A 16,847-nucleotide genomic window follows, 5' to 3' on the forward strand; every position below is an offset into this window, starting at 1 on the left:
AACGCGGATTTTTCATGATAAGGTGCGGGTTTGGCAACGCGGATGCTGGGCGGACTCTAGGTAATAGTCTGCTTTTGCCGTGTTGGGGCACATTGTTATGTTCGCTCCCGCGCTTTTAACCTTATAATCCCATGGCTTGAATGCAGGATCTGGCTTCAGGTTCTAAGTAGAAAAAAACAGTACTGGATAAAGATGAAAACTATTGAAGTCGACGAAGAGCTTTACCGCTATATTGCCAGCCACACGCAACATATTGGTGAGAGCGCGTCTGATATTTTGCGCCGTATGTTGAAATTTACCGCCGGTCAGCCGTTACGCGCTGCGCCAGCTGCCAGCGCACAGAGCGCCGAGCAGGACAAAATTGTTGCTGCACCGCGCCCGCGCGATCGCGTGCGTGCCGTGCGCGAACTGCTGTTGTCGGATGAATATGCCGAGCAGAGCAAAGCGGTGAACCGTTTTATGCTGGTACTTTCCACCCTGTATACCCTCGATGCGGCGGGTTTTGCCACCGCAACTGAAGCGTTGCATGGCCGTACCCGTACTTATTTTGCAGGCGATCAACAAACCCTGTTGGCGAATGGAACGCACACCAAGCCGAAGCACGTTCCAGGCACGCCTTATTGGGTGATCACCAATACCAATACCGGTCGCAAACGCAGCATGGTGGAGCACATCATGCAGGCTATGCAGTTCCCGACGGAACTGACAGATAAAGTTTGCGGCACTATCTAATTTAGCGAACAGCCCGTCATGGTGGCCGTGAGCGACATATTGCCAGGCCGCTGGACAGGGATTAGGGAGATATGTCGATGGCGAATAACCCACGTGCCGGGCAGCCGGCTCAGCAAAGCGATTTGATCAACGTAGCCCAGCTGACGTCGCAGTACTACGTACTGCAACCGGAAGCGGGCAACGCCGCACATGCGGTGAAGTTCGGGACCTCAGGCCATCGTGGCAGCGCTCAACGCCACAGCTTCAATGAAGCCCATATTCTCGCTATCGCGCAGGCGATTGCCGAAGTACGCCATCAGCAAGGGGTTACCGGCCCATGCTACGTGGGTAAAGATACTCATGCGCTGTCAGAGCCGGCCTTCATTTCTGTATTGGAAGTGCTGACCGCCAACGGTGTGGATGTGATCGTGCAGGAAAATAACGGTTTTACACCGACGCCTGCGGTATCTCACGCTATCTTGTGTCACAACCGCAATGGCGGGGCATTGGCTGACGGTATCGTTATTACCCCATCCCATAATCCACCTGAAGACGGCGGCATCAAATATAACCCGACCAACGGCGGCCCGGCTGACACCAATCTGACCTCAGTGATTGAAAAGCGTGCCAATGAACTGCTGTCATTGCAGTTGAAAGGCGTGCAGCGTCAGTCACTGGATAAAGCCTGGAACAGCGGTCATGTGCACGCGCAGGATCTGGTGCAGCCGTATGTTGCAGGCTTGGTGGATGTGGTCGATATGCCTGCCATTCAACGTGCTGGTCTGAAGTTGGGTGTTGATCCTCTCGGAGGGTCAGGCATTGCCTATTGGCAACGTATTGCTGAGCACTACAAGCTGGATCTGACGCTGGTAAATGATTCTATCGATCAGACCTTCCGCTTTATGCATCTGGACCACGACGGTGTGATCCGCATGGACTGCTCGTCAGTTCCGGCGATGGGTGGCCTGCTTGCGCTGCGTGACAAGTTTGATCTGGCGTTTGCTAATGACCCGGACTATGACCGTCATGGCATTGTGACACCGGCAGGCCTGATGAACCCGAACCATTATCTGGCGGTATCTATCAACTATCTGTTCCAGCATCGTCCGCAGTGGGGCGCTGATGTGGCGGTGGGTAAGACGCTGGTTTCCAGCGCGATGATTGACCGTGTAGTGGCTGATTTAGGTCGCAAGCTGGTTGAAGTGCCAGTGGGCTTCAAATGGTTTGTTGATGGTCTGTTTGACGGTAGCCTGGGCTTTGGTGGCGAAGAGAGCGCTGGTGCATCGTTCCTGCGTTTCAACGGCACACCTTGGTCGACTGACAAAGACGGCATGATCATGTGTCTGTTGGCCGCTGAAATCACTGCGGTGACTGGCGAAAACCCACAGCATCACTACGATGATTTGGCCAAGCGCTTTGGTGCGCCGAGCTACAATCGCATCCAGGCACCCGCAACGTCAGCGCAAAAAGCCGCGTTGTCCAAACTGTCGCCGGACATGGTTAAGGCAGATACTCTGGCGGGTGATCCGATCACCGCCCGTCTGACCGCAGCACCGGGCAATGGTGCACCGATTGGCGGCCTGAAAGTGATGACTGATAATGGCTGGTTCGCGGCACGACCTTCCGGTACTGAAGAAGCCTACAAAATTTACTGTGAGAGCTTCCTGGGTGCTGAACATCGCGAAAAGATTGAGCATGAAGCTGTCGATATCGTGAGTGCGGTGCTGGCTTCCGCCAAGTAATTTCTCTTTTGTCTGATAAAAAGCGCTGTTTTTACAGCGCTTTTTTTATGCCTGCAATTTAGATATATCTTTTTTGCAAACGTCGCTTGCGCGTTTAGATATATCGATCTAGATTAGATATATCGAAGTGAGTTAGATATATCTAAATCACCTCGTCAACGAACTATTTATTGAGAGGTATAACTATGTTTCACCGTTTAGATTTACACCGTCGTCATGGTTGTCACCATGACAGCGAAGAAGGGCACGATCATCGTCGTCGCGGCGGGCGTCATCACTTTGGTGGTGTTCACGGCGAAGAACAAGGGCGTGGTGGGCGCGGCGGACGTGGTGGGCGCCACCGTATGTTTGAACATGGCGATCTGCGGTTGGTGCTACTGGCGCTGGTGGCACGTAAACCAAGCCACGGTTATGAGCTTATCAAGGCGATTGATGAGGCATCCTCCGGTCTGTATGTGCCAAGCCCTGGCGTGATTTATCCAACGCTGACACTGCTGGAAGAGCAAGATTTTCTTGAGCCGATCACCAGCGGTAACGGTCGTAAAAGCTACCAAATTACCGAATTGGGCCAACGTGAACTGCAAAAGCACCAGGCCGCTGTCGACGTCATCCTGGCCCGTTTGGCCGGTGCTGGTCGCGGTCATCATCATCACGGTAATCTTGCTGAAGGTATCTCTGACGCTATGAACCGCCTGCGCAGTTTGCTGCGGGGTAATGTGATGCGTGCCGATCTTTCACCGCAGCAGGTTGAACGCATTAATGCTGCATTACTGACCGCCGTAGCGGCGATTGAAAGCGAAATGAATATTGCCCCAACAGTACAGGAGAATGACTGATGCCAGGCCACCGTTTCCGTATCACCGTTGAGGCTCTGAGCGATCGCAAAGGCGAGCCTGTCGACAAAGCGCCACTGAGCTTTGAGGTGGAGAACCACGACGACATCCTTGGCATTGTCGAGCGCATCAAAGCGCGTGAAGATCTGAACTTTGGCGAGAACAACAGTGCGGCTTTTGCCGTTGGCCTAAAGTTGTTTTCTGAAGTGATGATCGAAAACCGCAAGCACCCGGTATTTGCACCGCTGCGCGAAGCGTTCAAAGAGTTTATGGTGGGGTTGAAGAAAGGCCCGCAACAGTAGGGGCGCCACATGCTGCGCCCGTTTAATCGAATACTGCGCCTATTAACGTCAAGGCATAAAGCGGTAACCGACGCCGGTTTCGGTCAGTAAATGTTTTGGCCGGGCCGGATCGGCTTCGAGTTTTTGTCGTAGATGGCCCATATAAATCCGCAAATAATGGCTATGTTCGACATAATTCGGCCCCCAGACGTGGCTCAGTAGCTGACGCTGGGTGATGACTTTACCGGAGTTCGCCAGCAGTTCGGCCAGCAGACGAAACTCAATCGGCGTTAGATGTAGATCTTCACCCTTGCGCAATACCCGACGGTTGATCAGATCGACGGTAATTTCGGAGAAGCTCACCAGCGGACTTTCCTGTAGGCTGCCGGAATGACGGCGTAAGGCAACCCGTACCCTAGCAAGCAGTTCACCGATACCAAAGGGTTTGCTGAGATAGTCGTCTGCTCCAGCGTCCAGCGCGGCAATTTTGTCTTCTTCGGCATTGCGCGCTGACAGCACAATCACCGGAATAGCGCTCCATTGCCGTAAATCGCGGATATAGTTAAGCCCGTCGCCGTCCGGCAACCCTAAATCAAGAATAATCAGATCCGGTTTGCGCGTACCGGCTTCAATCAACCCGCGTTGCAACGTTTCACTTTCAAACACCCGCAGACCTTCACTTTCGAGCGCGGTGCGGACGAAACGCCGGATCTCTTTCTCATCTTCGACAATCAGAATATTGGTTGGCGTATTGCTCACAAGACTCCCGGGGCTTGATTAAAGATCAAAGGCTTCATTGTCTATTTCCGGTGGTTTTTCCAGCGGTAGCACAAAGCGGAAACTGGCACCGCCGTTGGCACCGTTTTCTGCCCAGATACGGCCACCATGTACTTCAATAATGGCACGGCAAATCGCTAACCCCAAACCCACACCGGGGATCGCAGATTCTTTATTGCCACGGGAAAATTTATCGAAAATAAGCTGCTTTTTCCCTTCGGGAATTCCCGGGCCATTGTCCCAGACTTCGACTTCCAGCCATTCAGGCAGAGTATGGGCACGAATGCCGATAGTAGCATCGTAGCCGGCATATTTATTGGCATTTTCCAACAGGTTAGTGAAAACCCTCTCCAACAAACTGCCATCGCAGTTAACCAATATCTGCTCTGGTGGCAGCTCAACCTTGATCTGATGCTGAGTCATCAACGGTTCCAGCATATGCAGTGATGCGCCGACGATCTCTTCCAGTGACTGCCACTCTTTACGCAGGTTAAAGCCACCCGATTGAATACGTGCCATGTCCAGTAGGTTGTTCACCAGCCGTGTGGTGCTCAGCACCTGTTGGCGGATTTGACTCGCTTGTGGCGCATGATTGGAGCCTTCTGCCGCTAGGTCGAGCGTCAGAATTTCCGCCTGACCGAACAACACCGTCAGCGGGGTGCGTAAATCGTGAGACAGGGCCGCCAAGAGCGAGTTGCGCAGTTGCTCGCGTTCAGCATCCAGTTTGGCTTCCTCGGCACTGCGTGCCAAGTGTAAGCGTTCCAACGCACTGGCGATTAAGACTGCAAAGGTCTGGAGCAACCGCTGTTGTTCCGGCACCATCAGTTGGCGAAGGTTGCTGGGTTCGATGGCCAATAAGCCAAAGGTTTGTTTCGACGTGGCTAATGGCAGCAGCTGATAGGGGACTCCGGGCAGGGTGTCGGTACCGGCACCGGCAGGCATGCCCTTATCAAAGCTCCAGCGTGCGATAGCTTCATCCACCGATAACAACCCACCGGTTTCCCCGACCATTTGCTGCAACTTACCGTCCTCCTGTGGCAGCAACAGCACGGTTTTTGCCTGGAAGCTACTGGAGAGGAAATGGCGGCTGGTTTTGGCGATGTCTTCGGTTGTCAGTGCCTGGCTCAGCCCACGGGAGATCTCATACAGATGACGAGCACGTTGTTCACGATAACGTGCGACGCGGGCCTGATAACGAACGCCGGCAGTCAGGTTGCCGATGGTAATGCCAACAATCAACATGACGGCAAAGGTCAGCAGATATTGCATATCACTGACGGCAAACGACCATTCGGGCTGGACGAAAAACAGGTCAAAGCTGGCGACGTTGATCACTGCCGCCAGCACGGAGGGCCAGCGGCCAAAGAACAGCGCGACAATGGCAACACCAAGTAAGTAGACCATCACCAGGTTGGCTTGGTCGAAGCCCGGCAGCAGCCACTGGGACAGCAGGGTGATCAGGGCGCAGAGTGCGACGGCCACCGCGCAACCGCGCAACTGAATTCGCCACTTTTCGGTAAAGTTACGATTATCATGCTCTTTACCTGGCGGCGGAAAACTGTCGTTTTCCAGTGCGACAATCACCAAGTCGAGGTCAGGGCCGAGCCGACCGAGGCGGTCGGCAAAGCTGCCGCGCAGTTTCCAGCGTTGCTCACTACGACGACCAATAATGATTTTACCCAGGTTGTGCTCACGGGCATAACGCAGCACTGCTCGTTCTTCATAAGGCTCGGACAACGTTGCGGTTTCGGCACCCAATTCCTGTGCCAGCCGCAGCGCTCGCAGTATTGCCCGACGTTGATTCTCCGGCAAGCGGTGAAGCTTTGGTGTTTCCACATATACCGCGTGCCAGTGGCAACCCAGTCTGGCTGCCAGGCGGGCGGCGATACGCACCAGCTTTTCGTTGCCGCTATTATGGCCGACGCACAGCAGAATGCTGTCGCGGGTATGCCAGACGCGTTCTCGGCCTTGGGTATCGCGGAAGGCACGCATCTGATCATCAACCCGATCGGCAGTGCGGCGTAACGCCAGTTCACGCAGGGCAATCAAGTTGCCTTTACGGAAAAAGTGCTCGATAGCACGTTCGGCTTGACCGGGGATATACACCTTGCCTTCATTCAGGCGCTGACGCAGATCGTCCGGCGGCAGGTCAACCAGCACCACCTCGGTGGCTTCGTCGAAGACATGGTCGGGCACTGTTTCGCGTACTCGCACCCCGGTTACGCCGCCCACCACGTCGTTTAGGCTTTCCAGATGTTGTACGTTGACCGTGGTCAGTACGTCGATGCCTGCATCCAGCAGTTCTTCCACGTCCTGCCAGCGTTTCGGGTGGCGTGAGCCATGGGCATTGCTGTGCGCCAGTTCGTCCATCAGGACCAGCGCCGGGTGGCGAGCGAGTGCGGCATCAAGATCAAACTCCTGCACCACCCTGCCGCGATACTGAATGCGCTTTTGTGGTAACACATCTAACCCATTCAGCAGGGCAGCGGTTTCGCTGCGACCGTGGGTCTCCACCACACCCACCAGCACGTCCAGTCCCTGGCCACGCAGCCGCTGTGCCTCCTGCAACATGGCGTAGGTTTTGCCCACCCCGGCGCAGGCGCCGAAGAACACCTTCAGGCGGCCACGGGGTTTTTCATTGGCCAGCGCCAGCAGGCTGTCAGGGTCGGGGCGCTGTTGTTCCTCATCCACCATTGGAGTTCCTTTTGCAGCAACGTAAAGCGGGTCCGGCATGCCGGACCCAATACTTACCCTTTAACACTTAGGGCATTATTTCAATGCGTCGAGTGCCAGATTTAATTTCAGCACGTTAACTACTGACTCTCCCATAAAATTGGGGGTCGCCTGATCGGTGCTTTCATCAATCAGTTTGGCGATTTGCTCCGGTGCTAATTGACGTGCCGCAGCAACTCGGGCCAATTGGTATTGCGCCGCCGCAAGCGAAATTTGTGGATCCAGGCCACTGCCAGATGCAGTCAGCAGATCGACCGGGATCGGGCCTTTCATCGCTGGGTTGGCTTGGCGCAATTGCGCTGCACGTTCAGCGATGGCTTTATCCAGCGCCGGGTTGGTGGCAGCCAGGTTGCTGCCGGCAGACGCCATGGCATTATAGGCTGAATCACCGGTGGCAGAAGGGCGTCCCCAGAAATACTCCGGTTTAGTGAAGTTTTGGCCAATTAACGCCGAGCCGATCACGTTGTCCCCCTGATGCAGCAGCGAGCCGTTGGCTGTGCGGGAAAACAGTAACTGCGACAGTCCGGTCGTCAACAACGGGTAGGCGATACCGGTAATCAACGTCAGCAGGATCAGCATAACCAGCGAAGGACGTAAGTAAGACATAGTTATTTCCTCTCAATTATTAACCGGCAATGTGCAAAGCAACCAGGACTAGATCGATCAACTTGATGCCGACAAACGGGACTAACAGACCACCGACACCGTAGATCCATAAGTTGCGACGCAGCAGTGCGGCAGCACTCATTGGCTTGTAGCTCACCCCTTTCAGCGCCAGTGGGATCAAGAACACAATCACCAATGCGTTGAAAATAACCGCCGACATAATGGCGGAGGCAGGGGAGTGCAGATGCATCACGTTTAGCGCGTTCAACTGTGGATAGGTTGCCGCGAACGCCGCCGGAATAATGGCAAAATACTTGGCCACGTCATTGGCGATACTGAACGTCGTCAGTGAGCCACGTGTCATCAGCATTTGTTTACCGATATGCACCACTTCAATCAGCTTGGTCGGGTTGGAATCCAGATCAACCATGTTGCCCGCTTCTTTGGCGGCCTGGGTTCCCGAGTTCATCGCTACCGCGACATCGGCCTGTGCCAGTGCTGGGGCGTCGTTGGTACCGTCGCCAGTCATCGCGACCAGGCGTCCTTCCGCCTGATATTGGCGAATCAACGCCAGCTTGGCTTCCGGAGTTGCTTCCGATAGGAAGTCATCCACCCCGGCTTCGGCGGCGATAGCTGCCGCGGTCAGTGGGTTATCACCGGTGATCATTACCGTTTTGATGCCCATTTTGCGCAGTTCGGCGAAGCGCTCTTTGATACCGCCCTTGACGATATCTTTCAGTGCGACCACCCCCAGCACACGTGGGCCTTCGGCCACCACCAATGGCGTGCCGCCGGTACGTGCCACGCTGGCGACCAAATCGTCCACCGCTTGCGGGAAGTGGCCCTGATTAGATTCTACGTGGCGGCGAATGGCATCCACCGCGCCTTTACGGATCATGCGGTCCTGCACGTTGACGCCGCTCATGCGCGTCTGTGCGGAGAAGGGCACAAAAGTGGCATTCAATGCCTGTAGATCACGTTCGCGCAGGTTGAAGCGTTGCTTGGCCAGTACCACAATGCTGCGGCCTTCCGGCGTTTCATCGGCCAATGAAGACAGCTGTGCGGCATCGGCCAGTTCCTGTTCTTTTACCCCAGGTGCCGGCAGGAACTCGGAAGCTTGGCGGTTACCCAGCGTGATGGTGCCGGTTTTATCCAGCAGTAACACGTCCACGTCACCGGCGGCTTCTACCGCCCGGCCGCTGGTGGCGATGACGTTGGCACCCAGCATACGGCTCATGCCTGCCACGCCGATGGCAGACAGCAGACCGCCAATAGTCGTAGGGATCAGACAGACCAGCAGTGCCACCAGTACGGTGATGGTGACGACAGAACCCCCGTTTGCGGCTTCCACGCTATATTGCGAGAACGGGAACAGGGTGGCTGTCGCCAGCACGAACACAATGGTCAGTGCGACCAACAGAATAGTCAGTGCCACTTCGTTCGGAGTTTTACGGCGTTTGGCGCCTTCCACCATGGCAATCATTCGATCGAGGAAGGTTTCGCCTGGGTTGACGCTGCACTGCACCACCAGCCAGTCGGACAGAACACGGGTACCGCCGGTTACCGAGGAGAAGTCGCCGCCGGATTCACGTATAACCGGGGCAGATTCACCAGTAATGGCGCTTTCATCGACCGATGCGCCGCCTTCGAGCACTTCCCCGTCGCACGGAATGGTGTCACCGGCCTCTACCAGGACGATGTCACCTTTTCGCAGGCTCTCGGCGGAAACTTTCTCGGTAGCCCCATCACGGCGCGGTCCCGCCAATTTCTTCGCCCAACTGGTTTTCTTGGTGCCCCTCAGGCTCTCCGCCTGGGCCTTGCTGCGCCCCTCGGCCAGCGCTTCGGCAACGTTAGCGAACAGTACGGTGAACCACAGCCACAGAGCAATGCTACCGGTAAAGGCCGCGTTACCCTCCGTCTGTTTGGCGAGGATCGCTAACCAGATCACTGTGGTCAGGATGCTGCCGATATACACCACGAACATCACTGGGTTACGCCATTGGGTGCGCGGATCCAATTTTTTCAGCGCATCGATCAGCGCGGTACGGACCAATGCCGGTTCAAACAGCGCGCGTTGTTTGCGAGTCATCTTTATTCTCTCTTCCTATTTCATTCCCTATGGATTTCGAGCTGCAGCTAGGCGACCAGCTCTCTTATCCCCAGGCGCTTACTTAAGTAAGTAACTGGGGTGAGCGACAAATCTGTCGGGAACAGATTTGAACGCTGCTTGCAGCGGCCCCGAAGGGGCAAGGCCCACGGATGGGTCTTGTAAAGCAGGTAACAACGCTGCGGCTCGAAAGGCGACGGGAATGCGTCGGTTATTTGGTCAGCCAAAGTTGCAAATGCTCAGCCACCGGTCCCAGCGCCAGCGCCGGTACGAAGGTCAATGCGCCCACCAGCAGTACGGTGCCGATCAACAGGCCGATAAACAGCGGCCCATAGGTTGGCAGGGTGCCGTTACCCGCCGGCTGCCGTTTCTTGACACACAGCGAACCGGCAATTGCCAGCACCGGCAGGATCACCCCGAAGCGGCCGACGAACATGGCAAAGGCCAACAGCAGGTTGTAGAACGGCGTGTTGACGCTCAGCCCGGCAAAGGCACTACCGTTGTTGTTGGCTGCGGACGACACGGCATACAGCACTTCGCTAAAACCGTGTGCACCTGGATTCAGGATACCGGCGCGTCCTGCGTCGGTCGCGATGGCCAGTGCCGTACCCAATAGCACCAGCGTCGGTGTCACCAGAATCGCCAGCGCGGTCATTTTCATGTCATAGACATCAATTTTTTTGCCCAGGTATTCGGGTGTACGGCCAATCATCAAACCGGCAATAAATACGGTCAGCAGGACGAACAACAACATGCCGTACAGACCAGAACCGACGCCGCCGAATACCACTTCACCAATTTGCATCAGCCACATGGGTACCATGCCACCCAGCGCAGTGAAGGAGTCATGCATGGCATTGACAGCACCGCAGGAGGCCGCAGTAGTCACCACCGAAAACAGGCTGGTGGCGAGAATGCCAAAGCGTGATTCCTTGCCTTCCATGTTGATGTTGCTATTGCTGCCCAACTCGCTCAAATGCGGGTTACCCGCCAGTTCGGCAAACATGACCACAACGACCGCGACCACAAAGATCAGCGCCATTGCCCAGATCAACGCGTGGCCCTGACGGTTCTCCCCAGCCACACGGCCAAAAGCGAAACACAGCGCGCACGGGATCAAGAAGATCGCCAGCATCTGCACAAAGTTGGTCAGCACCGTTGGGTTTTCGAACGGATGCGCTGAGTTAGCGCCAAAGAAGCCGCCGCCATTGGTACCGAGCATCTTGATCGCTTCCTGTGAGGCTACCGGTCCCATTGGCAGCGTCTGCTGCGCACCTTCCAGCGTGCTGATATGCACGTAAGGCAAGAAGTTTTGCAGTGTGCCTTGGCTGACGAAGAACAAGGCAATCAGCAGTGAAATGGGCAGTAATACGTATAGCGTCACGCGGAATATGTCGATCCATGCATTACCGATGGTGGCACTGGAACGGCGAGTGAAGGCGCGGATTAAGGCAAATGCCACCGCGATACCGGTCGCGGCTGACAGGAAGTTCTGTACTGCCAATCCCGCCATCTGACTGAAATAGCTGAGTGTGCTTTCACCGCTGTAGGCCTGCCAGTTGGTGTTGGTGACAAAGCTAACGGCAGTATTGAACGCCAGATCCCAGGACAGGCCGGGGAAGCCCTGCGGGTTAAGTGGCAGTGAACCTTGTGTCATCAACAGCACGAACAGCAAAGCCAGACCGAGCAGGTTAAACCACATGATCGCCAGCGCGTACTGCCACCATTTCATCTCAGCGGTAGTATTGCCACAGCAGCGCCAAACGGCAGCTTCTAACTGACGCATTGCTGGCAGCTGTTCACCTTCGATCAACCGTGCCAGAAAACCGCCCAATGGACGTGCTAGCAGCAGAAGCACCAGTAGGAAGCTGGCAATCAATAAAAAGGCTGAAGCCGCCATCAGAAATCCTCCGCATTGAACAGGGCATAAACCAGATAGCCCAACAGCAGCAGGACCAACAGCGCACCACCAATAACGCTGATACTCACAGGACACCTCCAGAGGTGTAGTTTTTGATAAGGCGAGTGTAGGGAGGGCGGTAGAAAGAAGATGAAAAAATAGCGTGGGCCGGTGTAAAAAAAGTATAAAAATGGCTGAAATTACAGCGAAAAATGGCTTTTTGACGGTGTTTTTTTTGAGCGGGGGCGCTCTTGAGCCAGCATGCCGTACTCACAATAAGCTGTTTGGCGTAAATAGGCTGTGAATATCCACAATGTAACCAATGGTTAGTTAATTATTAACCTTGGTGTAACAAAATTACGTGATGATGTATTTAATTGCGATTTTTTGACCTATTTAGTGGTCGGATGAGTAGTAAACTTTCATCAATTGCGCTAAAATTTTGTCCAGTTACCAAATGGTCTCATTTTAATTGTTTACGCCAGTGCTGTTTCCAAGATAAATCAACGGCCAGGCGTTTTTTGAGGAGGTTCGCATGTCTATCTATCACGCTTATTCATTGCATCGGATTCTCCTGCGCCGCAGCGCAGTGATCCTGGCAGGTGTATTGGCTTTACCGGTAATGCTTTTCCGTAGCGACCGCGCACGTTTTTACAGCTATCTGCATCGCGTCTGGTCAAAAACCAGCGATAAGCCGGTCTGGCTGCAACAGGCGGAACTGGCGTCCTGCGATTTTTACTGATCGTTGGCGTCGTCCCGTAAAACCCTCGCTTTACAGCGGGGGTTTTTTTATGGGCGCGGTTCAGTCATTGTACCGGTAAGGTTCGTCCCCAGAGGGAAATTCCTCTACACTTTTAACATCATCCAATGCTGCGGGAGCCTATTGATGAGTGACAAAATTCCTATCGGGATCAGCGCCTGCCTGCTGGGTGAGAAGGTGCGATTTGACGGCGGCCATAAACGCTTGGCCTTCGCAGTAGAACAACTGGCACCTTATGTGCGTTTTGAAGCGGTATGTCCGGAAATGGCGATCGGTATGCCGACCCCGCGTCCGGCGCTGCGGTTGATCAAAAAACAACATCATATAGCGTTGCGCTACAGCAATGACGACAGCATTGATGTGACCGACCAGATGCAGCAGTTTTCAGCACAACGCATTGCTGCCTTGCAGCATTTGTGCGGTTACATTGTTTGCGCCAACTCGCCAAGCTGCGGTATGGAACGAGTCCGGCTATATGACGATAGCGGCGAAGGCGCGCGTAAAAGCGGTGTCGGGCTGTACACTGCCGAGCTGCTGCGGCAAATGCCCTGGTTGCCGGTGGAAGAAGATGGGCGGTTGAACGATGCGGCGCTGCGGGAAAATTTTGTAGAGCGCGTTTATGCGCTGTATGAATTGAACATGCTGTGGCGCAAAGGATTAACCCGGGGTGGGTTGATCGCCTTTCATAGCCGTTACAAGCTGTCGCTGCTGGCGCATTCACAGCCGGAATACCGTGAGTTGGGCCGTTTTGTGGCTGACGTGGATAAATGGGCGTCGCTGGAGGCATTTGCCATTGAATACCGTAGTCGCCTGATGAAACTGTTGGCCCACAAGGCGACGCGCCGTAACCACACCAACGTGCTGATGCATGTGCAGGGTTATTTCCGCAGTCATCTGAGTTCTGCGCAGCGCCAGGAACTGGCACAGTTGATTGATCGTTATCGGCAGGGCGTACAACCGCTACTGGCACCGATCACCCTGCTTAAACATTACATGGCTGAGTACCCCGATCGCTATCTGGCCGATCAGCGCTATTTCGAACCCTATCCAGAGGCGTTGCGCCTGCGTTATGGCCACTAACCGACAAGGAGTTTTATGACCACGCATCTGGTCTGGTTGCGTAACGATCTGCGTATTACCGACAATAAAGCGCTGCACGCCGCCTGCAGCGATCCTGACGCACGCGTGTTGGCCGTGTTTATCGCTACCCCGCAACAATGGTTACAGCACGAAATGGCACCGCGCCAGGCGGCATTTATCCATGCCAATTTACTGCTGGTGCAGCAGGCTCTTGCTGAGCGTGGCATCCCATTCGGCTACCATCAATGTGATGATTTCGCCACCTCGGTTGACTGGTTGGCCGCTTACTGCGAGCAGGAGCAGGTAGATAGGCTATTTTACAATCGCCAGTACGAAATCAACGAACGCGATCGTGATCAACAGTTGGAACAGTGTTTAGCCGGAAAAGTGGTTTGTCAGCGTTTTGATGACAGCCTGTTATTGCCACCAGGTAGCGTGCAAACCGGTGGCGGTGAAATGTACAAGGTCTATACGCCGTTTCGTAAAGCTTTTATTCAACGCCTGACAGAATCGGACGTCCGTTCCCTACCTGCACCCAAAATGCGGGCTGGTGGTGCGCTGCCAATAACCGCCGTACCTGAAGCGTTTAATTACCCGCCTGCAGAGGCAATGGGGGATTTCCCCGCAGGAGAAGAGGCGGCGCTGCAACGGTTACGTACTTTTTGTCGTGAGCAGGTGCAAGATTACCTTGAGCAACGAGATCGGCCTGCCATTGCTGGCACCAGCAGCCTGTCGCCTTATCTGGCGATTGGCATCTTGTCGCCGCGCCAATGTTTTAACCGCCTGCGAGCTGAATGCCCGCAGGTATTGGAAAACAACGATAGCGGCGCCTTTGGTTGGCTCAATGAGCTGATCTGGCGTGAGTTTTATCGGCATTTGATGGTGGCTTATCCTGCGTTATGCAGGCACCGTCCCTTTATCGATTGGACGGATAGGGTACGCTGGCGGAATAATCCAGAGTTATTGCAGGCCTGGCAGCAGGGCGTAACGGGTTATCCGATTGTCGATGCAGCCATGCGTCAGTTGAATAAAACCGGTTGGATGCACAACCGGTTACGTATGATCAGCGCCAGCTTTCTGGTGAAAGACTTGCTGATTGATTGGCGCGCTGGCGAACGCTATTTCATGTCACAGCTGGTAGACGGTGATCTGGCGGCCAATAACGGCGGCTGGCAGTGGGCAGCGTCAACCGGTACCGACGCCGCGCCATATTTCCGCATCTTTAACCCGACCACTCAAGGCGAACGTTTTGATCCGCAAGGCACTTTTATCCGTAAATGGTTGCCCGAGCTGGCGGATGTACCGGACAATGCTATCCATCAACCCCATCGCTGGGCGGATCAACAGCAGCGTGTGCTGGATTATCCGCTGCCGATTGTCGACCACAAGCAGGCGCGGTTGGAGACGCTGGCAGCCTTTGAAGCGGCGAAGCGCGGGGAATATTAAGGCAACAGCAAGGAGCGACATAATGATGAAAAAGGTGCTGGCCCTGTGCCTGAGCGGTTATTCAGCCCTGGCGATAGCTGGTTTTGATGTCGTGGCGTTAGGTGTGGACGGTGGGGTTAGCGACGGCAATCTAACCTCCTACTTGATCCGCAGCGACAATCAGTCGCAGTATCTGGCGCTGGATGCCGGTTCGCTGCTGCCAGGTATCGCCAAAGGGCTGGAAAAGGGCAGTTTCCCTCAAGTCACCCCTGAATTGGCTGCGCCTTATACCCCGCAAGGCTACATATTCCGCCAACTGATAGGCGCTTATTTTATCAGTCACGGCCATCTCGACCATGTGGCGGGGCTGATTATCGGCTCGCCGGAAGACAGCAAGAAGAATATCTATGCCCAGGCAGATACCATTCTGACCCTGCGTAATCATTATTTTAACTGGAAGGCTTGGCCAAACTTCACCGACTCCGGCAATGGTTCGAGGTTGGGCACTTACCGTTTGCAAACGGTGAGGCCGCAGCAACGTGTGACTCTTGGCGTCACCGGCTTGACGGGCGTGATGTATCCGCTCAGCCATGACCGTTACCCGTCATCGATGTTGCTGGTGTCCGACCGCAGCGGGTCTTTTGCTTATTTCGGCGATACCGGGCCGGATGCACTTGAGCAATCACGTAATCTGGATAGCGCCTGGCGTGTGCTGGGGCCGTTAATCGAACAGAAAAAACTGAAAGGGATGATCATCGAAACGTCCTACCCCAATGAGGTGGAGGATAAAAATCTGTATGGGCATTTGACGCCAGCGTGGCTGCTGAAGGAACTGAAAAATCTGACGCAGTACAGCGGCGGCGAAGGTTCACTGAAAGATTTCCCGGTGGTGATCAGCCATATCAAACCCAGCCTGAAGCAAGGTGACGACGTGCGTGCGACCATTAAGCAACAGTTGGAACAGGGCAACAGTCTGGGCGTAAAATTTATCCTGATGGAACAGGGCGAACGGCAGACATTTTGAATTGAAGAGAGAACTTTATGCGTAACCTCGATCTGGAACAGTTGATCAACAGCGAACTGAACACCGCCGCGTTTCAGGATTACGGGCCAAATGGCCTGCAAGTGGAAGGGCGGCCGCATGTGCAGCGTATTGTTACTGGTGTTACTGCGTGCCAGGCCTTGCTGGATGCCGCAGTGGTACACCAGGCGGATGCTATTGTGGTGCACCACGGTTATTTCTGGAAAAACGAAGCGCCATCGGTACGCGGTATGAAACGCAACCGACTGAAAACTCTGCTGAGCAATGATATCAACCTGTATGGATATCACTTGCCGCTGGACGCACATCCGGTGTTGGGCAATAACGCGCAGTTGGCACATTTACTCGGGATCCGGGTGATTGGCGAAGTGGAGCCGCTGGTGCCGCACGGCGAATTCGAGCAGCCATTGACCGGTATTGAACTGCAACAGCGTATCGAAAGCCGTCTGGGCCGTTCTGTGCTGCACTGTGGTGATAATGCGCCGGCTCATATCCGCCGCGTCGCCTGGTGTACCGGCGGCGGTCAGGGTTTTATCGATAGCGCGGCACGTTTTGGCGTGGACGCTTTCATCAGTGGCGAAGTTTCTGAACAGACTATTCACAGCGCGCGGGAAATGGGCATTCATTTCTTTGCGGCTGGTCACCATGCCACTGAGCGTGGTGGTGTAAAGGCGCTCGGTGAGTGGCTGGCCCAACAGCATGGCTTTGATGTGACCTTTATCGATATCCCCAATCCCGCCTGATTTTCCTCCCAGGATCCAGCCCGGTTTTTACCGTGGCTGAATCCTTTTAATAGCCTAATCCCTTATTTTATCAAAGGTTGTTCTATTGACAGCCAGAGCGCTGTCGC

The 16,847-nt window shown here is 54.7% G+C and carries 15 protein-coding genes; 9 read left to right on the top strand and 6 right to left on the bottom strand.

Features of this window, described 5'->3' with window-relative positions; translation table 11 throughout:
• Nucleotides 1-192: 192 nt before the first annotated feature.
• The 4 genes from seqA to SGBXF1_RS05905 all read left to right on the top strand — a co-directional run bounded on the left by seqA (nucleotide 193) and on the right by SGBXF1_RS05905 (nucleotide 3,588).
• Nucleotides 193-732, top strand: coding sequence for a replication initiation negative regulator SeqA (gene seqA / locus SGBXF1_RS05890; protein WP_037418084.1), 540 nt, complete (start codon nucleotides 193-195; stop codon nucleotides 730-732).
• Nucleotides 733-809: 77 nt separating this feature from the next.
• On the top strand, nucleotides 810-2,453 hold the full coding sequence (gene pgm / locus SGBXF1_RS05895) for a phosphoglucomutase (alpha-D-glucose-1,6-bisphosphate-dependent) (protein ID WP_061806882.1): 1,644 nt from the start codon (nucleotides 810-812) through the stop codon (nucleotides 2,451-2,453).
• Nucleotides 2,454-2,638: 185 nt separating this feature from the next.
• The gene (locus SGBXF1_RS05900) at nucleotides 2,639-3,289 is read left to right on the top strand and encodes a PadR family transcriptional regulator (protein WP_186427965.1); all 651 of its coding nucleotides are present in this window, start codon (nucleotides 2,639-2,641) and stop codon (nucleotides 3,287-3,289) included.
• Nucleotides 3,289-3,588 carry a DUF3861 domain-containing protein gene (locus SGBXF1_RS05905; RefSeq protein ID WP_037418095.1) on the top strand — a complete coding sequence of 100 codons (300 nt, stop codon included), beginning with the start codon at nucleotides 3,289-3,291 and terminating at the stop codon, nucleotides 3,586-3,588. The genes SGBXF1_RS05900 and SGBXF1_RS05905 overlap by 1 nt, the downstream gene beginning before the upstream one ends.
• 48 nt (nucleotides 3,589-3,636) lie before the next feature.
• On the opposite strand, the gene kdpE is transcribed toward SGBXF1_RS05905, so the two are convergent.
• From kdpE to SGBXF1_RS05935, 6 genes are all read right to left on the bottom strand, one after another.
• Nucleotides 3,637-4,326: a two-component system response regulator KdpE gene (gene kdpE, locus SGBXF1_RS05910; protein WP_037418096.1), complete on the bottom strand. Its 690-nt coding sequence runs from the start codon at nucleotides 4,324-4,326 to the stop codon at nucleotides 3,637-3,639.
• An 18-nt stretch (nucleotides 4,327-4,344) separates the two neighbouring features.
• The gene (kdpD, locus tag SGBXF1_RS05915; RefSeq protein ID WP_037418099.1) at nucleotides 4,345-7,038 is read right to left on the bottom strand and encodes a two-component system sensor histidine kinase KdpD; all 2,694 of its coding nucleotides are present in this window, start codon (nucleotides 7,036-7,038) and stop codon (nucleotides 4,345-4,347) included.
• A gap of 75 nt (nucleotides 7,039-7,113) precedes the next feature.
• A complete protein-coding gene (kdpC, locus tag SGBXF1_RS05920; RefSeq protein ID WP_037418102.1) occupies nucleotides 7,114-7,683 on the bottom strand; it encodes a potassium-transporting ATPase subunit KdpC in 570 nt (189 codons plus the stop codon).
• Nucleotides 7,684-7,702: 19 nt separating this feature from the next.
• Complete coding sequence (gene kdpB / locus SGBXF1_RS05925) at nucleotides 7,703-9,772, bottom strand: potassium-transporting ATPase subunit KdpB (protein ID WP_037418104.1); 2,070 nt, start codon at nucleotides 9,770-9,772, stop codon at nucleotides 7,703-7,705.
• A gap of 229 nt (nucleotides 9,773-10,001) precedes the next feature.
• Nucleotides 10,002-11,690: a potassium-transporting ATPase subunit KdpA gene (kdpA, locus tag SGBXF1_RS05930; protein ID WP_186427966.1), complete on the bottom strand. Its 1,689-nt coding sequence runs from the start codon at nucleotides 11,688-11,690 to the stop codon at nucleotides 10,002-10,004.
• The gene (locus tag SGBXF1_RS05935; protein WP_004949718.1) at nucleotides 11,690-11,779 is read right to left on the bottom strand and encodes a K(+)-transporting ATPase subunit F; all 90 of its coding nucleotides are present in this window, start codon (nucleotides 11,777-11,779) and stop codon (nucleotides 11,690-11,692) included. The genes kdpA and SGBXF1_RS05935 overlap by 1 nt, the downstream gene beginning before the upstream one ends.
• A gap of 446 nt (nucleotides 11,780-12,225) precedes the next feature.
• Here SGBXF1_RS05935 and SGBXF1_RS05940 point away from each other — a divergent pair, with 446 nt between their 5' ends.
• From SGBXF1_RS05940 to SGBXF1_RS05960, 5 genes are all read left to right on the top strand, one after another.
• Nucleotides 12,226-12,432: a YbfA family protein gene (locus SGBXF1_RS05940; RefSeq protein WP_037418110.1), complete on the top strand. Its 207-nt coding sequence runs from the start codon at nucleotides 12,226-12,228 to the stop codon at nucleotides 12,430-12,432.
• 144 nt (nucleotides 12,433-12,576) lie between these two features.
• Nucleotides 12,577-13,530 carry a YbgA family protein gene (locus tag SGBXF1_RS05945; protein WP_061806886.1) on the top strand — a complete coding sequence of 318 codons (954 nt, stop codon included), beginning with the start codon at nucleotides 12,577-12,579 and terminating at the stop codon, nucleotides 13,528-13,530.
• 15 nt (nucleotides 13,531-13,545) lie between these two features.
• On the top strand, nucleotides 13,546-14,976 hold the full coding sequence (phrB, locus tag SGBXF1_RS05950; RefSeq protein ID WP_186427967.1) for a deoxyribodipyrimidine photo-lyase: 1,431 nt from the start codon (nucleotides 13,546-13,548) through the stop codon (nucleotides 14,974-14,976).
• A gap of 22 nt (nucleotides 14,977-14,998) precedes the next feature.
• On the top strand, nucleotides 14,999-15,979 hold the full coding sequence (locus SGBXF1_RS05955; RefSeq protein ID WP_186427968.1) for an MBL fold metallo-hydrolase: 981 nt from the start codon (nucleotides 14,999-15,001) through the stop codon (nucleotides 15,977-15,979).
• A 17-nt stretch (nucleotides 15,980-15,996) separates the two neighbouring features.
• A complete protein-coding gene (locus SGBXF1_RS05960) occupies nucleotides 15,997-16,740 on the top strand; it encodes a type 2 GTP cyclohydrolase I (RefSeq protein WP_061806889.1) in 744 nt (247 codons plus the stop codon).
• Nucleotides 16,741-16,847: the final 107 nt, after the last annotated feature.

Origin of the sequence: Serratia grimesii (genome assembly GCF_900186025.1) — a bacterium.
Lineage (GTDB): Bacteria > Pseudomonadota > Gammaproteobacteria > Enterobacterales > Enterobacteriaceae > Serratia > Serratia grimesii.